The organism is Polyangium jinanense, from assembly GCF_028435365.1.
The window spans coordinates 71,556-89,801 of record NZ_JAGTJJ010000048.1; the positions used below are offsets into that span (position 1 = coordinate 71,556).

At 68.0% G+C, this 18,246-nt stretch carries 11 protein-coding genes; 7 read left to right on the forward strand and 4 right to left on the reverse strand.

The genetic code is table 11. From position 1 onward, the window contains the following. Window positions 1-15 precede the first annotated feature (15 nt). Entirely contained in the window at window positions 16-912 is an 897-nt protein-coding gene (locus KEG57_RS42265) for a hypothetical protein (RefSeq protein ID WP_272422269.1), read from the reverse strand. Window positions 913-933: 21 nt separating this feature from the next. Next, window positions 934-2,142, reverse strand: coding sequence for an MFS transporter (locus KEG57_RS42270; RefSeq protein ID WP_272422270.1), 1,209 nt, complete (start codon window positions 2,140-2,142; stop codon window positions 934-936). A 393-nt stretch (window positions 2,143-2,535) separates the two neighbouring features. On the opposite strand from KEG57_RS42270, the gene KEG57_RS42275 reads away from it, so the two are divergent. From KEG57_RS42275 to KEG57_RS42290, 4 genes are all read left to right on the forward strand, one after another. Beyond that, complete coding sequence (locus KEG57_RS42275; protein ID WP_272422271.1) at window positions 2,536-5,679, forward strand: UvrD-helicase domain-containing protein; 3,144 nt, start codon at window positions 2,536-2,538, stop codon at window positions 5,677-5,679. Between the two features lie 587 nt (window positions 5,680-6,266). After that, complete coding sequence (locus KEG57_RS42280; RefSeq protein ID WP_272422272.1) at window positions 6,267-7,046, forward strand: bestrophin-like domain; 780 nt, start codon at window positions 6,267-6,269, stop codon at window positions 7,044-7,046. A 154-nt stretch (window positions 7,047-7,200) separates the two neighbouring features. Beyond that, window positions 7,201-8,592, forward strand: a complete 1,392-nt coding sequence (locus tag KEG57_RS42285; RefSeq protein WP_272459557.1) for a DUF2252 domain-containing protein — start codon at window positions 7,201-7,203, stop codon at window positions 8,590-8,592. A gap of 123 nt (window positions 8,593-8,715) precedes the next feature. Then, a complete protein-coding gene (locus KEG57_RS42290; RefSeq protein ID WP_272422274.1) occupies window positions 8,716-9,276 on the forward strand; it encodes a cysteine hydrolase family protein in 561 nt (186 codons plus the stop codon). A 6-nt stretch (window positions 9,277-9,282) separates the two neighbouring features. Here the strand turns inward: KEG57_RS42290 and KEG57_RS42295 are convergent, their stop codons facing one another. Further along, window positions 9,283-10,947: a serine hydrolase domain-containing protein gene (locus tag KEG57_RS42295; protein WP_272422275.1), complete on the reverse strand. Its 1,665-nt coding sequence runs from the start codon at window positions 10,945-10,947 to the stop codon at window positions 9,283-9,285. 528 nt (window positions 10,948-11,475) lie between these two features. Here KEG57_RS42295 and KEG57_RS42300 point away from each other — a divergent pair. Beyond that, entirely contained in the window at window positions 11,476-12,192 is a 717-nt protein-coding gene (locus KEG57_RS42300) for a hypothetical protein (protein ID WP_272422276.1), read from the forward strand. Between the two features lie 359 nt (window positions 12,193-12,551). Here KEG57_RS42300 and KEG57_RS42305 read toward each other — a convergent pair whose 3' ends face one another. After that, window positions 12,552-14,603, reverse strand: coding sequence for an ATP-binding protein (locus tag KEG57_RS42305; RefSeq protein ID WP_272422277.1), 2,052 nt, complete (start codon window positions 14,601-14,603; stop codon window positions 12,552-12,554). Between the two features lie 361 nt (window positions 14,604-14,964). Between KEG57_RS42305 and KEG57_RS42310 the strand changes: the two genes are divergently transcribed. After that, complete coding sequence (locus KEG57_RS42310; RefSeq protein ID WP_272422278.1) at window positions 14,965-16,614, forward strand: hypothetical protein; 1,650 nt, start codon at window positions 14,965-14,967, stop codon at window positions 16,612-16,614. 132 nt (window positions 16,615-16,746) lie between these two features. Beyond that, a complete protein-coding gene (locus KEG57_RS42315) occupies window positions 16,747-18,120 on the forward strand; it encodes an amidohydrolase family protein (protein WP_272459558.1) in 1,374 nt (457 codons plus the stop codon). Window positions 18,121-18,246: the final 126 nt, after the last annotated feature.

Sequence of the window (18,246 nt, forward strand, 5' to 3'; positions counted from 1 at the left end):
TCAGGGGTTCCCGGATCAGGCGAGGAGATGCGCGAGGACGTACGCGGGGATCAGGACGAAATACGCGACGTCCGCGACGATTTCGGCGGCGCGCCGCAGCCCCTTGGCGCGACGCGGGAGCAGGTACGTCGCGCCGAGCGCGAGCACCTCCACGACGAGCCGCACGAGCCCCCCGTACACGACGAGCGCGCCGAGCACACCCAGCCATCGGACGAAAAATGCGCCGAGGTACGGGCCGAGGCCAAAGAGATGATATTGCCCGAAGGCCCCGCCATACACGATGTACTGGTGCAGGCGGAAAAGGATGATCGCGAGGCCGAGCGGGATGAGCCCGTATTTCACCACGAAATAAGGCCACCGCCGCCGCCCGAGCGCGCGCCGCGCCTCGGCGAAACGAATGGCCGGGTGATCGAGCGCGGATTTTGCCGCGGGGAGTTTTTCGCCCAGGGCTTCGAGCAAGCTCGCGGGATCGGGGAGCACGAGGCGGCGCTGGAACGAGCGGTTCGAGCCGAGGACGAGCCGGAGGCCCGGACCGGGGATCGGCACGCGCCACGGACGGATGGCCTGGATGGCATCGAAGGGAATCTCGAATCGCTCGCGGCGTAACGTGAGCGCGAGCCGCGCGGGTCCGACCTCGGCTTTGCCTCGATGGTTTCGGCCGAGGAGCAGCGCGAGGAGAAGGGGGCCGCCGGAGAAAAAGGCGATGCCGAAAGCGACGGCGATCGGCGGCGCGGTCTTCGAGCCGGTCACGATATCGCGTACGATGTGCGCGGCGACGTAGAGGACGTTGAGGAGCGCGGCGAGGCGGAGCGCCACCGCCAATGTCCGCGTGGCCGGACCGTAGGCGTGGACGGTGAATGCATCTCGCCCAGGGGGGCTCGTCTCCGCGGCGGATTCGGGCGCGTCGGCCATGCGTGCACGATAGCACGCGATTCAGGCGATATCCTCCAGCTCGCGACCACGCGTCTCCGGCAATGTGAGGAGGATCAGGGCGAGGGCGATCACCGGGAAGACGACGGTGGAAGACACGGCCTTGCCCCATCCCACGGATTCGGCGGCGTACCCGACGACGACGGGCGTGACGACTTGCGCGGTGCGACCGAAAAGGTGGTTCGACCACCCGAAAGCGTCACTGCGCAGTTCCGTGGGAAAAAGCTCGGCGTTGTAAGCGGCGAGCACGGAGCCCGTCGCCGTGATGCCGCCCATCGCGAGCACGAGCGAGATCAGGACGAGCGCAGGGGCTCCGGCGAGATAACAGCCCACCGTGCCGGCCACGACCGAGAGGTAAATGACGATCGAGGCGCTGCGCCGGCCGATGACGTCGAGCAGCTTCGCGGAGAGGAATGCGAGCGGCAGCCCGGCGACGGCGGCGATCGAGATGTAAAGCCCGACGCGCCCCTCCGTGTACCCGCGTTCCCCCATCGCGTGCTCTTTCCAGAACATGATCGCGTTCGTGGTGCACGCGTACGTGAGCATCCAGATGGCCGCGAGCAGGAGCATCCGTTTTCGGTGGGGCGGGGAGAGGATCTGCGTGAACGGCCGCTTCGCGAGGCTCGTGCCCTCGACCTGTTCGGTGAAGCGGCGCGTCTCGCGCAGGGATCTGCGGGCGACGGCGAGCAGGAAGAGGGGCGCGGTGCCGAGCACGTAGATGCCTCGCCAGCCGAGGGGCGACTGGACCACGGCGGGCGTGATCCCCGCGCAGACGATGGCGCCGACGCCGGTCAGCGCATTGAGAACGCCGATGTAGAGGCCGCGGCGATCGGCGGGGAATTCCTCGGCGGCTACGACGAGAGAGAGGGCCCACTCGGCGATGAGGAAAAACCGCGCGGCGATCTGCGCGGCGCCGAAGGTGAACGGTCCGCGGGCGAGCGCGGTGAGCGCGGTGCAGAGGGCGTAGCCGAGGATCGTGACGGCGAGGACGCCGCGCCGCCCGGCGCGGTCGGCGTACCGGACGAGGCCGTAGGAGAGGATCGAGCCGGCGCAGATGGCCCCGACGAGCCAGCCGGCGTCGCTCGGCGAGAGGCCCATTTCGGCGCGGATCGCGGGCAGGAGCTGGGTGAGGGCGAAGGTGTCGAACCCCTCGAAGAAGCTCGCCACGCCGAGGAACACGAAGAGGCGGCGGTGGTATCGATCGTCGCTCATCCGGACCACTTTCGTGCGTATCAGGGAAACGAACCTTTCACAACGGCCGAACAACGGCCCTCCTGCGATCGGTTGCGAGCGGCTTCGGGCATGCCTCTTCGTCGCCGTGTTCGCCGGGTTCTATCTCTGGATGGGGCGGTCCTTCCGGTAAAACCTCCGCCGCGTCTGGTTCCATGGCGCCAAACCTGAGGTTCCAGGTCGCCAAACCATTTCGAACCTTCCCCGCTTGACGAGGCCTAGGATCTCGGCTAGGTGCGGCGTAGGGGTTCCCGAGAGACAAACATGCGATACCACGCAGACCTCCACGTCCATTCGAGGTACTCTCGCGCTACGAGTTCGGACTGTGACCTGTTTCACCTCGCCTGGTGGGCGAGGCGGAAGGGGATCACGGTCGTGGGCACGGGCGATTTCACGCATCCGGCCTGGATGGCGGAGCTCAAGCGGCAGCTCGTACCGGCCGAGCCGGGGCTTTTTCGGCTGCAGAGTGATGTCGAGCAGGCCGTTTCGGCGCGGCTCGAAGGGCCTTGCCGGGGGACCGTGCGGTTCATGCTCTCGGTCGAGATCTCGACCATTTACAAGAAAGGCGAGCGCGTCCGGAAGGTGCATCACCTCGTGTACGTGCCCGATTTCGAGGCGGCCGAGCGGTTCGTCGCGGCCCTCGCGCGCGTCGGCAACCTGAACGCCGACGGCCGGCCCATCCTCGGCCTCGACTCGCGGCACCTCCTCGAGATGGTGCTCGCGTCGAGCCCCGGGAGTTATCTCGTGCCGGCGCACATCTGGACGCCCTGGTTTTCCGTGCTCGGCTCGAAGGCTGGGTTCGACGCGGTGGAGGAGGCTTACGGGGATCTCGCCCCGCACGTCTTCGCGCTGGAGACCGGTTTGTCCTCGGATCCGGCGATGAACTGGCGGCTCTCCGGGCTCGACCGTTACCGCCTCGTGTCGAGCTCGGACGCGCACTCGCCGCCGAAGCTCGGGCGCGAGACCACGGTTTTCGACGGTCCCATCGATTATTTCTCGCTCCGCCACGCCCTGGAGACGGGCGAGGGGTTCGTCGGGACGATGGAGTTTTTCCCCGAGGAGGGCAAATACCACCTCGACGGGCACCGGGCGTGCGGCGTGCGCCTCGAACCCTCGGAGACGCTCGCCCGCGGCGAGATGTGCCCGACCTGCGGGCGCCCCGTGACGGTGGGCGTGCTCCATCGCGTCGAGACGCTCGCCGACCGCGACGAAGGATACAGGCCGGAGAATCCCCCCGATTTTCGGAGCGTCGTCCCGCTGCCGGAGGTCCTCGCCGAGCTCGCATCCGTGGGGCCGTCGAGCCAGGTGGTGGAGCAGAGTTATCGGGGGCTGCTGTCCCGGCTCGGGCCGGAGCTCTTCATTCTGCAAGAGGCGCCGCTCGAAGACATCACGCGGGCGGGTTCGTCGCTCCTCTCGGAGGGAATCGCGCGGATGCGCGAGGGGCGCGTGATCCGCGAGGCCGGATATGACGGCCTCTACGGGACAATCCGGCTCTTTTCGCCGGACGAGATCAAGCGCCGCCTCGTGGTCGCGCCCCTCTTCGAGGACGAGCCGAGCCCGACGCCGGCGCCGAAGAAATCAGCGCGCTCCGCGGAAAAGCCCGGCCGCAAGAAAAAAGCCACGACGGAGGAGGAGCCGGAGGTCACGCTGTTTGCGCCGCGCGTCGAGTCGAATGCGGCGCCGGAAACGCCCCCGTCCTTGCTCGACGGCCTCGATCCCGATCAACGCGCGGCGGCCGAGGTCGTGCGGGGGCCATTGCTCGTCGTCGCGGGTCCGGGCACGGGCAAGACACGCACGCTCACGCATCGCATCGCGCACCTCGTCCACGATCAAGGCGTCCCACCCGAGCGGATCCTGGCCATCACGTTCACGCGCCGCGCCGCGGACGAGATGCGCGAGCGGCTCGTGGTGCTCCTCGGCGAAGCGGGAGAGCGCGTGCCGGCGATGACGTTCCACGCGCTCGGGCTCTTGATCCTGCGTGATCATGGCGACCGCGCGGAGATCGGCATTGCGGGGGAGCGGGAGCGGGTCGGCCTCGTCGCCGAGGCGCTTTCCGTGACCGAACGCAAAGCGACGCAGCTCTGCACGGCGATCTCGCGGTGGAAGCGGCGCGTGGCGCGGCGGGCCGAGGCATTGCAACGGTTTCCGGAAGAGTATTCCCCGGGGACCGATCTCGACCGTGCGTGGACCGCGTACGAGGAGGGGCTCGCCGCGCGGAACCTCGTCGATTTCGACGACCTCGTCACGCTCGCGGTCGAGCTTCTCGAATCCCGCCCCGACGTGCTCGCGGCCTTGCGCGAGCGTTTCGTGCACGTCTCGGTCGACGAGTTCCAGGACGTGGACGAACGGCAATACCGCCTCCTGCTCCTCCTCGCGGGCGAGGCGCAAAACGTCTGCGCGATCGGCGATCCGGATCAGGCCATTTATGGGTTCCGCGGCTCGGACGTCTCGTTCTTTTTTCGATTCCGGGAGGATTACCCCGCGGCGAGCGTGGTGCGCCTTGGGAAAAACTATCGTTCGACGCGCACGATCGTCGACGCCGCGCTCGGCGTCATCGCGCCCTCGCCGACGGTCGGCGAGCGCGTGCTCCGCCCGCTCATCGAGGATCGGAGCCGCATCGTGATCCACGAGGCGCGGACCGAGCGCGCCGAGGCCGAGTGGGTCGTGCACGTGATCGAGCGCCTCGTCGGCGGTACCTCGCTCTTTTCGATGGATTCGGGTCGTGTCGAATCCACGGAAGGGGAGGGGAGCCACGCCTTCGGCGACGTGGCGATCCTGTATCGCACCGACGCGCAGGCACACGCACTCGTCGAGGCGTTGAGGCGCTCGGGGATGCCATTCCAGCGGCGCACGCACGATCGGGTGCTGGAGCGGGCGGCGGCGATGGCAATCGTGCGGTCGTTCGTCGCGACATACACGCAGGGCACGCCGCTCGCGCCTTCGCTGGAGTCCGCGGCGGCGCGCGTGCGGGAGGAGATCGCGGCGCCGCAGGAGCCCGAGGACGCAGCCTCGAAGACGCCGGGGGAGGGCGAGGAGGCGCCGTCGTTCCGAGAGGCGGACGTCGACGCGGCGCTCGCGGTGCTGCTCGTCATTGCGGCGCGGTCGGGGGAAGACGCGGAGCGATTCCGCTTGGAGGTGGCGCTCGAGGTGGAGGTGGACACGTGGGATCCGCGGGCGGATCGGATCTCGCTGCTCACGCTGCACGCCTCGAAGGGGCTCGAGTTTCGGGTGGTGCTCGTCGTGGGCTGCGAGGACGGTCTCTTGCCATTACGATTCAAAGGTCGCGAGGAAGAGGCCGACGTGGCCGAGGAGCGCAGGCTCTTTTACGTGGGCATGACGCGCGCGCGTGAACGCCTGTTCCTTTCCTACGCGCGTGAACGCGTGCGTCACGGCAAACCCGCGGCGACGGAGGCCTCGCCGTTCCTGCGCGAGATCGAGGAGCGGCTCCTCACCGAGGAGAGGGCCGATCTGCCGAAGAAGGGGCCGGATCCGCGGAGGAAGCAGCTCACGTTGTTTTGATGGGGTGCTGAGGATGGGTCTCTTCTTGGGGCCGCCGTGCCGGGGCGCTGCCCCGGACCCCGCGGGGGCTATCCGCCCCTCGACCCGGACCAGGGCAAGCCCTGGACCGTTCGTGGAAGAACTGCGCGATGCGCAGTTCTTCCAACAGGCCGGTGGCAAGACCAGGAAGGTGCGTTGCACGCTGGCGACGGGCAGGGTCGTCGTTGGTCTTGACCTGGCCTGTTCGATGAACTGCGCATCGCGCAGTTCATCGACCCCGAGTCCAGCGCTTGCGTAGGCCCCGGGTCCAGGGGCGGATAGCCCCGGTGGGGCCTGGGGCAAAGCCCCAGCGCAGCGCCTTCCGTGGACAAACCAATTCTGCCGGCAACGGAGCCACATGGGCTCTCGTCAGCGGAACGCGGGCACAACCTCGGTGAAAGAACTTGACAGATCGAGCTTGGCTTGGTTGACCTCACGCCAGGGATCGCGGCCATAAAGCCAAGTGCCAGCCGGGCTATCGGACGGAAGGCGACCGCCCGTGCCGGCGCCGCGACGACATGCTCCGTCTTCGCGACGGCAAAACGTCGTGATTGAAGCGAGGTGCACCCATGTTCGCGGCTGGACCGCTCGACCAATTTCCGCTCTGGATGCTCTTGGGGGGCACGATCGTGACCCTCCTGCTCGCCGTCGAGGGCGGCTATCGGCTGGGAACGTACCGGCTGCGTCGATCCGAGCAGGAGCACGGGGCCCACGTGCTCGCTCTGGTCACGACCACGATGGGCTTGCTGGCGCTCGTCCTGGCATTCACGTTCAATCTCGCAGCGAACCGCTTCGAGGCCAGGAAACAGATCGTCGTGGACGAGGCCAATACCATCGAGACGACCTACCTGCGCGCCGGCCTGCTCCCCGGCGACCGCGGCGCGAAGGTCCGCGAGATGCTGCGTGAATACGTGGACGTGCGTCTGGAGGCGGTGAGGCTCGGAAACGTCGAGCACGCATTGCGGCGCTCGGAGGAGCTGCACCGGGAGCTGTGGAAAGAGGCGGAGTCCGTCGGACGAGACCAACCCGAGTCGACCGTCGTGGGGCTCTTCATCCAGTCGCTGAACAGGACGATCGAGCTCCACGCGATGCGCGTCAAGGTCGCCGTTCGGGGCGGTATTCCAGACGCCCTGTGGGCGGCGCTCTACCTGATCGCGATCCTGAACCTTTTGGCCGTGGGTTATCACGCCGGTCTGGTCAAGACGCCCCGGTCCCCCACGCTCGCGACGGTGGTCATGAGCCTCTCGGTCGTCCTGATGTTGACTGCCGACCTCGACCACCCGCAGGAGGGCGCTATGAAGGTGAGCCAGCAGGCGATGATCGATGTGCGGCGCACGATGGGCCCTTGAGCATCGCGCGTGTGTCGGACGGACCGGCGAGGATCGGAACGGCGCGTCCCGTCCGGCCGTGGGAGGAGCGCCGAGGGAGGGACGGATGACGGAGATCGCCACCATCGATAGATCATCAATCGAGGGATCCGTAACGGGTATGGGGGAGTGGGCGATGCCGCACCTCTCCGCCGAGGAGCGCGCGGCGCGCGGCAAGGCAACGCGCGCGGAGATTCCACGCGCCGCCCACGCGACCTGGGAGGCGCCGCCCCACCGGCCCGATCCAATCGCGCTTTTGGAGGAGCAAGTAAAGACCCGCGTGCCCGAGCTCGTGCCGATCCGCTACGGCCGGATGCTGGTCTCGCCGTTCACGTTTTACCGCGGCGCCGCGTACATCATGGCCTCCGATCTGGCCACCGCCCCGCGCTCGGCCCTGAGGGTACAGCTCTGCGGCGACGCACACCTCTCGAACTTCGGGGTCTTCGGTTCCCCCGAGCGGCGCATGATGTTCGACATCAACGATTTCGACGAGACGCTGCCGGGACCGTGGGACTGGGATGTGAAGCGGCTGGCCGCGAGCCTGGAGCTCGCCGGGCGCGACAACGGTTTGTCGAAGTCGGCGCGCTCGGACATCGTCCAGACGACCGTTCGCGAATACCGCGAGGCCATGCGGAATTTCGGACAGCTCGGCAACCTCGACGTCTGGTACGCGAGCCTCGACACCGAGCAGGTGTTCCACCAGTTCGGCTCGCGGGTAGGTCACAAGCGTCTGCACGTCACCGAGCACAACCTCGCGAAGGCTCGGACGAAGGACAGCATTCATGCCTACGAGAAGCTGACGCACGAGGTCGGCGGCCGGCGGCGAATCATCAGCGATCCTCCCTTGATCGTCCCGATGGATGAGTTCCTGAAGGGCCCGGCCCGCGAGCAGCTCGAGCAGCAGGTGCGCGAGCTCCTGCGCGGCTACCGCTCGACCCTCGAGGCCGATCGGCGGCACCTGCTGGAGGAGTACGACTTCGCGGACATGGCCCACAAGGTCGTCGGGGTCGGGAGTGTCGGCGCGCGCGCCTGGATCCTTTTGCTTCTCGGCCGTGACAACAAGGACCCGCTTTTCCTGCAAGCGAAGGAGGCGCATGCGTCGGCCCTCGAGCCGTTCCTCGGCAAGAGCGGATACCCCAACAGCGGCCAGCGCGTGGTGGTGGGCCAGCGGCTGATGCAGGCCGCGAGCGACATCTTCCTCGGCTGGCAGCGCGTGAAGGGCACAGGCGGGATCGAGCGCGACTTCTACGTGCGCCAGCTACGCGACTGGAAGTTCTCGGTGGACATCGCCTCGCTGGATCGGGCCGCATTGACGACGTACGGCAGTCTCTGCGGTTGGACCCTGGCGCGTGCGCATGCGCGCTCGGGCGATCGGATCGCGATCGCGGCCTACCTCGGGAAGGGGGACTCCTTCGACAAGGCGACCGCCGCATTCGCGAGCGCCTACGCCGACCAGACGGAGCGCGACCACCAAGCGCTGGTGGCCGCGGTGAAGAACGGGCGCATCCAGGCCGAGACCGGGGTCTGAGCTCGTCATTCCAATCCGTCGAGCGCCCTCGGCTGGGAGGACGGAGGCGCGGGCCGTCCCTTTCCAAATCCAGAGCATCGTGGTAGACGTGCCGTTGCTCTACGGGGGGGAAAGGATCGAAACATGGCCGCGCGTGCTCTCATCATCGTCGATATCCAGAATGATTATTTCCCTGGAGGGAAGTGGACGCTCAGCGGGGCCGATGCCGCCGCCGACAATGCGGCTCGACTGCTCGCCGCTGCCCGCAGCAAGGGCGACCTCGTCGTCCACATTCGCCACGAATTCCCGAGCGCCGACGCCCCCTTCTTCGCCCCCGGCTCGGAAGGCGCGCAGATTCACCCGAAGGTGCTCAATCGGGACGATGAGCATGTCGTGGTGAAGCACCAGATCAATTCGTTCCGGGACACCGACCTCAAGGCGGTGCTCGACCGCCATGGCATCACCGAGGTCGTGATCTGCGGCAGCATGAGCCACATGTGCATCGATGCCGTGACGCGCGCGGCCGCCGACTTCGGCTACGCCGTCACGGTCATTCACGACGCCTGCGCCTCGCGTGATCTGGAGTTCAACGGCGTGCGGGTCCCCGCAGCGCACGCCCACGCGGCGTTCATGGCGGCGCTCGGGTTCGCCTATGCGAAGATGCGATCGACCAACGAGTTCCTCGGCGCGGCCGGGAGCGCGTAGGCGGAATCACTCACGGGTGTAGTACGCCACCGAATCCGCTTCGGGGATCGATACCGTCACCCCGCGCACCTTGCCCCAGGCGTCGCGGCGGAAATCGAATACGTACATGTAGAGGCCGGCCTGCACGAACTGCGCCGGCCCCAGCGGCAGCAGCGGCATCGGCTTGTCCTGGCCCGGCACCGCGAGCTCGATCGCGTCGCCAGCAATCCGCACCTGGATGGAGTCGTGTTCGAAGCTGTCGGCCAAAGCGCGGCGCAGGTCCATCGGCACGGCAGCGTCGAGCCGGTAGCGGCCCGCGTAGTCCGGCGACGGCGGCACACGCAGCGACACGGTGCGCAGCGGCGGATGCGCGCCCAGGCCGATCGCGTCGGCGAGCGCGTTGCGAATCTCGACGGCCAGTTGGCCGCCTTTGCTGCCGTTGGTCAGGATCACATAGCCGTCGCCCGTTTCCGGATAACCTTCCATGAAGGCCAGGTAGCTATCGTTGGCGCCCATGTGGAAGAAATGTCGGCCCACGCCGGTGCCGCCCAGGCGCGGCCCCAGGCCGAACACGCTCGGCGATACCTCGGTCATCATTGCCGTCGCCAGGGGCTGCGGCAGGAAGTCGGCGCGTCCCTGGTAGCTCTTGATCAAGCCGCATACGAACCGCCCCAGATCGTACGCGCTGGTCCACAAGCCAGACGCCCCGGTCTCGGCGAAACTTTGAAAGCCACGCGGCAACGCAGTCCGTGCGCCATTGCCGTCGTGCGCCTTGGCAATGTTGCCGCGCTCGGCCGACAGCGGGCTCTCGAAGGTGCTTCGCCGCATGCCGAGCGGCACGAACACCTGCTCCTCGGCCAGCTGCCGCAGCGATTTGCCCGTCGCGTCCTCGAGCGCCACCTCCTCCACCGTGACGCCGCCGCCCGAGTAATCGTTGAGCAGCCCCGACGTGTGTTCGAACCGCACCGCCTGGCCCTTGGCCGGCTTCTGCCCGTCGAGCACCTGCACCAGGGTCGGCAGCGGTTCGCCGGGCTGGTAATCCGCGAATCCGTGCACGCCCAGCCCCGAAGTATGCGACATCAGCATGCGCAGGCTCACCTGCGGCTTCGGCATCTCGGCCGAGGTCGGTAGCTTCCAGCGCTTCAGGTAATCGTCGACGTTGCGGTCCAGATCCAGCTGCCCCTGCGCGACCAACCGCAGCGTCGTCGCCGCCGTCACCACTTTGCTGATCGACCCGACCGAGAACAGCGTATCGCCATCGACCTTGTCCTGTGTGCCGCTCTCGCGCACGCCATAACCGACCGCCTGCACCACCTCGCCATTCCTCAGGACCGCGACGGCCACCCCGGGCACATTGTAGTGACGCATGCGCTCGGCCAAGGACCAGCGCGGCATGGCATCGTCCCGCGCGATCACGTTGGGGCGCAGTCCCTGGTCGAGGGCAACGAGCAGATTGGGCGCGGCCGGCGTCTGCGTTCGAGCGGGATCGGTCTTCGGCACCGTGGGTGCGGTGTCGCCGGGCGCCGTGGCTTCCTTCTGGTTCATGCCGCCGCACGCGGGCATGGCCAGAAGAGCACAGGCGCACGCCACATGGATTGCCGAGCGGTTCCACATGATGGTCAGGCCTCTGTCGGTCGTGAGCGTTTCCGAGGCGCTTGGTCGAGTGGGAATGCGCGCCTGCTGTTTGGCCAAATTCGGAAGATGGGGTTGAGAGCCTCGTATGCCACGCGCCTTGCACGCGTGCAAATCGCCCGATGGCAGCTGCTCGGTGGGTGTTCCACGCGTGCAAGGTGCTCCAAACGACCTGCGCCGAGTGCCTTGCACGGGTTCAAGGGACGTCGAGCACGCGGCGCGGGAGCACTTGCGCGCGTCCGAGCGTCGCCCTGACGTGTTCCTTTCGGCGTTTGCATCGACGCGAGGGCGCGGATCACGGCGTCACAGCCGCGTTTGCGCCAGTGCATCCCGCGCTGTGCACGTGTACCGGGCGCCTTCGCGCCGGTGCAAGGACGACCGCGCAGGCGCTCGCGCTCGATTTGCATGGGCGCAGCCGCGGGCGTCGCTTCTCCCCCCACCTCACGAGAGCAAGAATCAGTCGGACAGAAAAAGTTCCGCCGCAGCGTCGAACAGCCCGCGCGGTGCTCACGACCCGCACCCACGAAACCCACGTGCCCCGAGCACTCCTGCTTCCCCGGCGCGTGTCCCCTTCCAGGAGGAGCCTCGATGCAATCGCCCATGCGGAACACCCCCGTCTCGAAGTGCCTCGATCTCGCCAGCCACTCCGTGTGCATGTTCGGCAAGTTCTCTTCCCATCCCGCATTCGTCGCGCTCGAAGAAAAGATGAGCGCAGGAGCCGCCGAGCTCGCGGCAGCGCAGGCGGAGTACGAGAAGGCCGTCAAGGCCATTCTCCCCAGGCGCGTCGACATCAAATACGAGAACTACCTCTCCGATCGGCGCATCCGGCTCTCGCAGCAAAAGATCGAGATCGCCGACAGCAAGCGAAACGGGCGAATCGCAAGCCTGGTCTTCCCAGAGGGATCCGCCCCGATCACCCGGCTCGTCGGCCCCTCGCAGGTCGAGGCCATGATCAATCTCGAAGGGCGGCTCGCCGCCGCCCAATCGTTGTGGTCGGAAGCCGAGGCCGAGAAGGTCGAGATCAGCGCATTCCGGCAGCGTTATCAGGCCGCCCTGGAGAACCGTCAGAACGCCGTCCAAAAGGCACGAGATCTCCGCGCAGCTCGGAACGCAGCGAAGGACAAGTTCCTCACGATGTACGCCGAGGTGATGGCCCGCGTCCAGGCCGAGCTTCCGCGGGACAAGGTCACGCAAGAGCTCTTTTTCGACGAGGTTCGCACGAGGTCCGCCCTCGCAATCGCAGACACAGACGAAGGCGACGAAGCCAGCAGCGAAACGACCGAAGGTCAGGCACAGGGCGCCTGACGCAGCTCCTGCAGCGGAGCATGGGTCTCATCTGGGAGGCGCTGCGCTGGGGCTTTGCCCCAGGCCCCAGCAGGGGCTGTCCGCCCCTGCACCCGGACCAGCGCAAGCGCTGGACCCGGGGTCGATGAACTGCGCGATGCGCAGTTCATCGAACAGGTCGAGGCAAGACCAGCGACGATCCTGCCAATCAAGACAGCCGCGCTGCCTTTTCGACTGGCAACGCGGTTCCACGGGCCTGTTGGAAGAACTGCGCACCGCGCAGTTCTTCCACCACGAGTCCAGGGCTTGCCCTGGTTCGGGTCGAGGGGCGAACAGCCCCCGCGGGGTCCGGGGCGGCGCCCCGGCGAAGCGCCTCCCGTCTAGACGGCGGCCCCCGCCGGCTGGAGGAGCCGATCGCGCATCTTGAACACCTCGCTCGCCGCGACCAGGTCGCCGCCCTCGCGGAATGCCTCGGCGGCGCGCTCGTAGAAGACCGCGGCCTCGCGTGGCAAGAAGACGCTGCGGGACGACGTCGCCGCATCCATCAGCTTTCGACCTGCCATGCACGGTTCGCCTGCGCCGCGCCACTGCTCGGCCACGAGGGCAGGGTCTCCGCCCAGCGCTTCGAGTGCCACTGCCAGCCGGCGGCGCAGCAGCACCTCGACGGGGCGCGGGAGCGTCGCGAGGACGGTTTCCCCGATGAGATCGTGGCTGAAGCCCATGCCATGCACGACGTGCGCGGCCGTGAGCTCTGCCCAGCAAGCGGCGGTGGCAGCGGCGCTGGCCTCGAGCGCGGCTGACGCGCTCGCGAGCGTGAAGTTCGAGCCGAGCAGCGCGAGCACGCGCGCCATCTGCAACGCCGGCTCCGACAGGCGCGAGAGCGTGCGTTCGAGGACCACGCCGATACGGCCGGGGGGCATGCGCGCGACTTCGGCGCGCGAGAGCGTACCCGACGCGATCACGTGCTTCACGGTCTCGAGCACGAAGAGCGGGTTGCCGCCCGCGTAGCTCGTGATCGCGTCGGCCATGTCGGCGATGCCGGGCACGTCGAGGCTCCCGAGAAGCTGCCGCACGCCGGCCGGGGGGAGCGGATCGAGCTCGATGTGGATCCCCAGGCCAAAGGCCACACCCTCGCGGATGGCCGCCATGATCGCCTCGGGCAATTCGCCCGCGCGATAGCAGAGCACGGCGCGAAGCTTCACCGTCGGGTCCTGGAACAACTGCTCCATCACGTACTGCCCGGCCTCCGCGGTCGCGGCGTCCACGAACTGGATATCGTCGAAGCCGAACGCGTCGTAGCCTTCGCGCGCCGCGAGGCGATGCGCTTCGACCTTGGCCTGGAGCATGCGTAACTTGTCCGCCTCGCTCTCCATTGGCCCCGGCGCCTGCCCCAGCCCCGGCACGATCCGCGCGAGCTCGGCGCGCGCCCAGGGAGCGAGCTTCGCCGCGTCGATCTTCACCATCATTTCGCTGTACACACGCGCGTGCGTCCCGTAGGGCACGGCGCGATCGCCGGGGCGGGCCGTGAAGAAGAACGGCCTTGCCACCGCGTTGAGGAAATCGTGCATGAGACGGCTCTTCCCGATGCCGGGCGGACCGCCGATGATGATGGCTTGGCCGGCGGCCCAAGCCGCCTCCATGCGCGCCCACACCTCCTCGCGGCCCACGAGCTCCGGAGGCCGGAGAACGGAGAGGGGGATCGCTCTCGCGGGCGGCGCGGACCTCGGCCCTCGTTGCTCGGCGGATCGCGCGATCTCGCGGGCGAGCTCGGTCGTGGCGCGCGAAGGCTCGATGCCGAGGTCCCGTCCGAGCATCGTGCGTAGGCGCTGGAAGGCCGCGAGCGCTTCGCCACGATCTCCCGCGGCATAAAGCAGGCGCATTCGCTGCCGGTGCGCGTCCTCCGAACACGGTTCGAGCTCCACGGCGCGCGCCGCGAGCGCGAGCGCGTCGGTGAGACGACCGCTTCGCTCGTGCTCGTCGATCGCGGCGGCGATCGCCTGACGTCGTGCGGCGTCCACGTTCGCTCGCGCGCTGTGCAGCCACTCGTCGAACAGCGGTGCGTCGTCGAACTCGAGCTGACCGAGCAGCCGGCCCAACGGCAGCTCGGTGGCGCGCGCTGCGAGCTCCGTGCGGCGCGCGCCTCGCAGCGCGCTCACGTCCGCGTCCACGGAGGCCGCCAGAGCCAGCGGATCGGCGCCGCTCACGAGCACGTCGCCGGTCGCCATCTTCAGCCGCCGGAGGAGTTGCCGCAGGTTGGCCCGCGCCGTCGCCTCGGGCGAGTCGGACCACAACAGCCCGGCGAGCTTGGACTTCGGCGTCTCCCCCTCGACCGCCAGGTAGGCAAGGAGCCCGAACGCCTTCTTTTCGAGCCTTGCCGGACCGCAGGGGCCGACGAGGCGGACCTCTCCCAGCACGAAGAGACGCCAGTCCATGATCACTTTTGTGGAGCTGCCCTGAGAGTGCACGTGGCGCGGTCACCTGGGATGCCTCCAGCGCGTCGCGCGACGGGAGGCGGGGGCGATTAAGGATGCGGTGCCGAGTCTAGCCCTACCTTTGGTCAGGCCGCTACCATCGAGCAGCAACCGGCGATGCGGGTCGGTGTCGGGCGAGCGGCTCGTGATCACGCTGCGCGCTCCCGTGAGGAACCGAGCCATCGGCGCGGAAGCGCGACGAAAATCTGCTTGCCGTCTCCTGTCACGCTTCAGTCACGCCCCCGCTCCCAAACTCCCGTTCGACTTGGCCAGCCGAGACCTACGACGTCGCGACGCATGGCCTATCGGGGAGCTTGCACGTATGAAACCGCACATCGATTCCAAGCGTTCCTTCTCGGTGCTCTCGGCCATCTTCGGGACGGCTCGCAAATCGGTCGCGCCTTCGGATGGCATCGAGGGCGGGGATCCGCAGCGCGCGACGGGACCCGTCGGCTCGAGTTCTCCCGGTCCCCGGAGGGGCTCGCACCGGGGCGTGCTCGGCGTCGCGGCGGCCTTGGTCGCGGGTGCGCTTGTCGCCGGCGCGTGCGGCGCTACGCCCGAAGACGCTCCGCTCGAAGACGAAAACGTCGACTCGTACAGCGCTGCCGCCACCTGCGAGACGTGCGAACCGCCGCCCGGCGACCCCGACCCGTGCGTGCCCAACTGTACGGGCAAGGTGTGCGGGGCGTCCAACGGCTGCGGCGGCAAGTGCAGCGCCGGCTCCTGCCCGGCGGGCACGACCTGCGGCGGCGGCGGCGTGTACGCCCAGTGTGGGTGTACGCCCCAGTGTTCGGGCAAGGCGTGCGGGGCGCCCGACGGCTGCGGCGGCATCTGCACCGGCGGCTCGTGCCCCTATGGGCAGGCGTGCGGCGCGGCGGGCGTGCCGGGCCAGTGCGCGACGCTGCCGATTGGGCAGGGAGTCGAGTGCTACGTGTTCAACGACGGCTACACCGACATGGTCGGGCCGTCGCAGGCGATTTACCTTGCGAGCGGCTCGGGCCAGGCGTGCGTGCCCGATGGCACCCCGGGCGGCACCTGCCGCAAGTGGTTCGGCCGCTGCCAAACCACCGACCCGAGCCACACGCCGGTGCTCTTCCGGGTCTTCAACGACGGCGGGGCCGACATGGCGGGCCCGTCGGACGCGGTGTTCTCGCCGGGGGGCAACCAGGCGTGCGTGCCGGGCAACGGCGCCGCGGGCGTGTGCCGGCGCTGGTTTGGCGAGGCGACGCTGCCCGACGGACGCTCGGTCGAGTGCCGGCTGTCCGATGACGGCGGCGTGCAGAAGACGAAGTTCACGGAAGGCGCGATTTACAACCGTGGCTACGGGAAGGTGTGCTTCCCCAACGACACGCAGTACGGCCTGTGCCGCAAGTGGTTCGGCGAGTGCATGGTGGTCGGCTGCGGCGACGGCGCGTGCAACGAGGGCGAGACGCCGTCGAGCTGCCCGTCCGACTGCAATTGCGGCGACGGGGTCTGCAATGGCTCCGAGTGGTGTGGCAATTGCTCGCAAGATTGCGGCGGTTGCTGCGGCAACGGCGTCTGCAATGGCAGCGTCGGCGAGACGTGCGCCTCGTGCCAGCAAGACTGCGGCTCGTGCTGCGGCAACGGCGTCTGCGACAACAACGAGAGCTGCCAATCTTGCGCGAAAGACTGCGGCGAATGCCCCCCGCAGACGTGCTCGGGGCAGACGGCCGGGTCGCAGTCGCAGTACTTCTCCGTGGGTATCGAAAACTACTACGGCTGCCTGCTCGGGAGCGCCGTGTACTTGGCCAACTCGCTGAGCGAGGCCATGCAATGCGGGCAGGCGGCCTACCCCGGCTACACCATCGCCACGGGCACGGTCGGCACGTACGTCTATCACACCGGCAACGTCAATGGCTGCGCCGACGTCACGTTCGCCGCGCTGTCGTCGTCGAAGGCGGCCACGTGCGCCAACGCGAATGGCTACCCGTACGCAGGCCCCTGCCCCTGAAGCGCCGGTAGGGCGCCCGCAGTGACTTGTGGGGGAGCCGAGGCAACCGCGACCTCGGCCTTCCCCACTCCGTTCGGCAATCGACAGAATGAGGTGGCTCTCATGTGGAAACTAGCTTCTCGAGCGTCTTTGTTGGCCTTCACCATCCTTGCGACGGTCCATTGCGGATCGGGAAATGAGAACCCCACCGGCGGCACAGGCGCCGCCGGCGGTACCGGAGGCACCGGCGGCACCGGCAGCACAGGCGGGAACGGCGGCACCGGCGGCACCGGTGCCACCGGAGGCAACGGCGGCACCGGAGGCACCGGCGGCGGCGAATGCATGACCACCGACAAGGCCATTCGGTTTGGCAAGCTCGTCAATCCCGAGGATGGCTCGGTCATCGACAACGCGATCGTCGTGACCCACGAAGATCGGATCAGCTACGTCGGCACGGATGAAAAGCAGATTCCGTGCGGAGCCAGTGTCATCGACTGGACGGCGTACACCGGGCTCCCCGGGCTCGTCGATGCACATGTCCACTTCTCCTACCAGACAGACCAGGAGCCGGGCACGCTCCCCTGGAGCCGCGTGACCTGGCTGGTCAACAATGACCCCTACAAGTACATGGACCTGGCCCGCGGCGCCGCTCTGGCGACGCTCAAGACCGGCGTCACCACCACGATCGACAAGGGAGGCCGCGACTTTCTCCTGATGAACCTGCGCGACGAGATCAAAGCCGGCAAGACGCCGGGACCGCGTGTGTTCACCGCGATGGGCGGGATCAGCAATTACAAGTACCCGAACTCGGTCCCCGCCCAGGAACTGAAGGCCTGGGTGCAGTTGCTGGTGCTGCGCGGCGCCGATATCGTGAAAGTATGGGCCGACAAGTGCACCGACCAGACGCTCGAGTGCTCGCCGACGTTCACGTACGACGAGCTCAAGCTGCTGGTCGACACGGCACACGAGGAGGGTTTGCCCATCGCGATCCACGCATACCACCAGGACACGGCCAAGCTCGCCATCATGGCCGGCCCGGACTCGATCGAGCACCCGGAGGGCCTCGACACGGTGGACTGCGGCAACATGATCGACAGGGGGACGATCTACGTACCGACCATCGATCACAACCGATATTACAAGGACAACCTCGCGTTCTTCGGCTACGCCCCCGACCTGGAGCAGAAGTTCGAGGCGTACATCCAGGACAACCTCGCGAGCGCGACCCAGGCGCACCTGGTGGGCGTGAAGATGGCGATGGGCTCGGACGCCGTGTTCACCGGATTCGGTGAAAATACGAAGGAGCTCGCCTGGTTCGTGCAGGCCGGGATGACCCCGCTCGAGGCGCTCCGTGCCGCCACCATCCATGGAGCCGAGAGCATCGGCGCGCAGAACGAGATCGGAAAGGTCGCAGTGGGCTACTACGCCGACATCATCGCAGTCGAGGGCGACCCCCTGGCGGACATCAACGTCGTCATCAACGGGGTCCGCAAGGTGATGATGGGCGGGCGAGTCGCGGAGTTCTGACGAGGCCTGTGCATGGGGCCGCCGCGCCGGGGCGCCGCCCCGGACCCCGCGGGGGCTGTTCGCCCCTCGACCCGAACCAGGGCAAGCCCTGGACCTTTGGTGGAAGAACTGCGCTCCGCGCAGTTC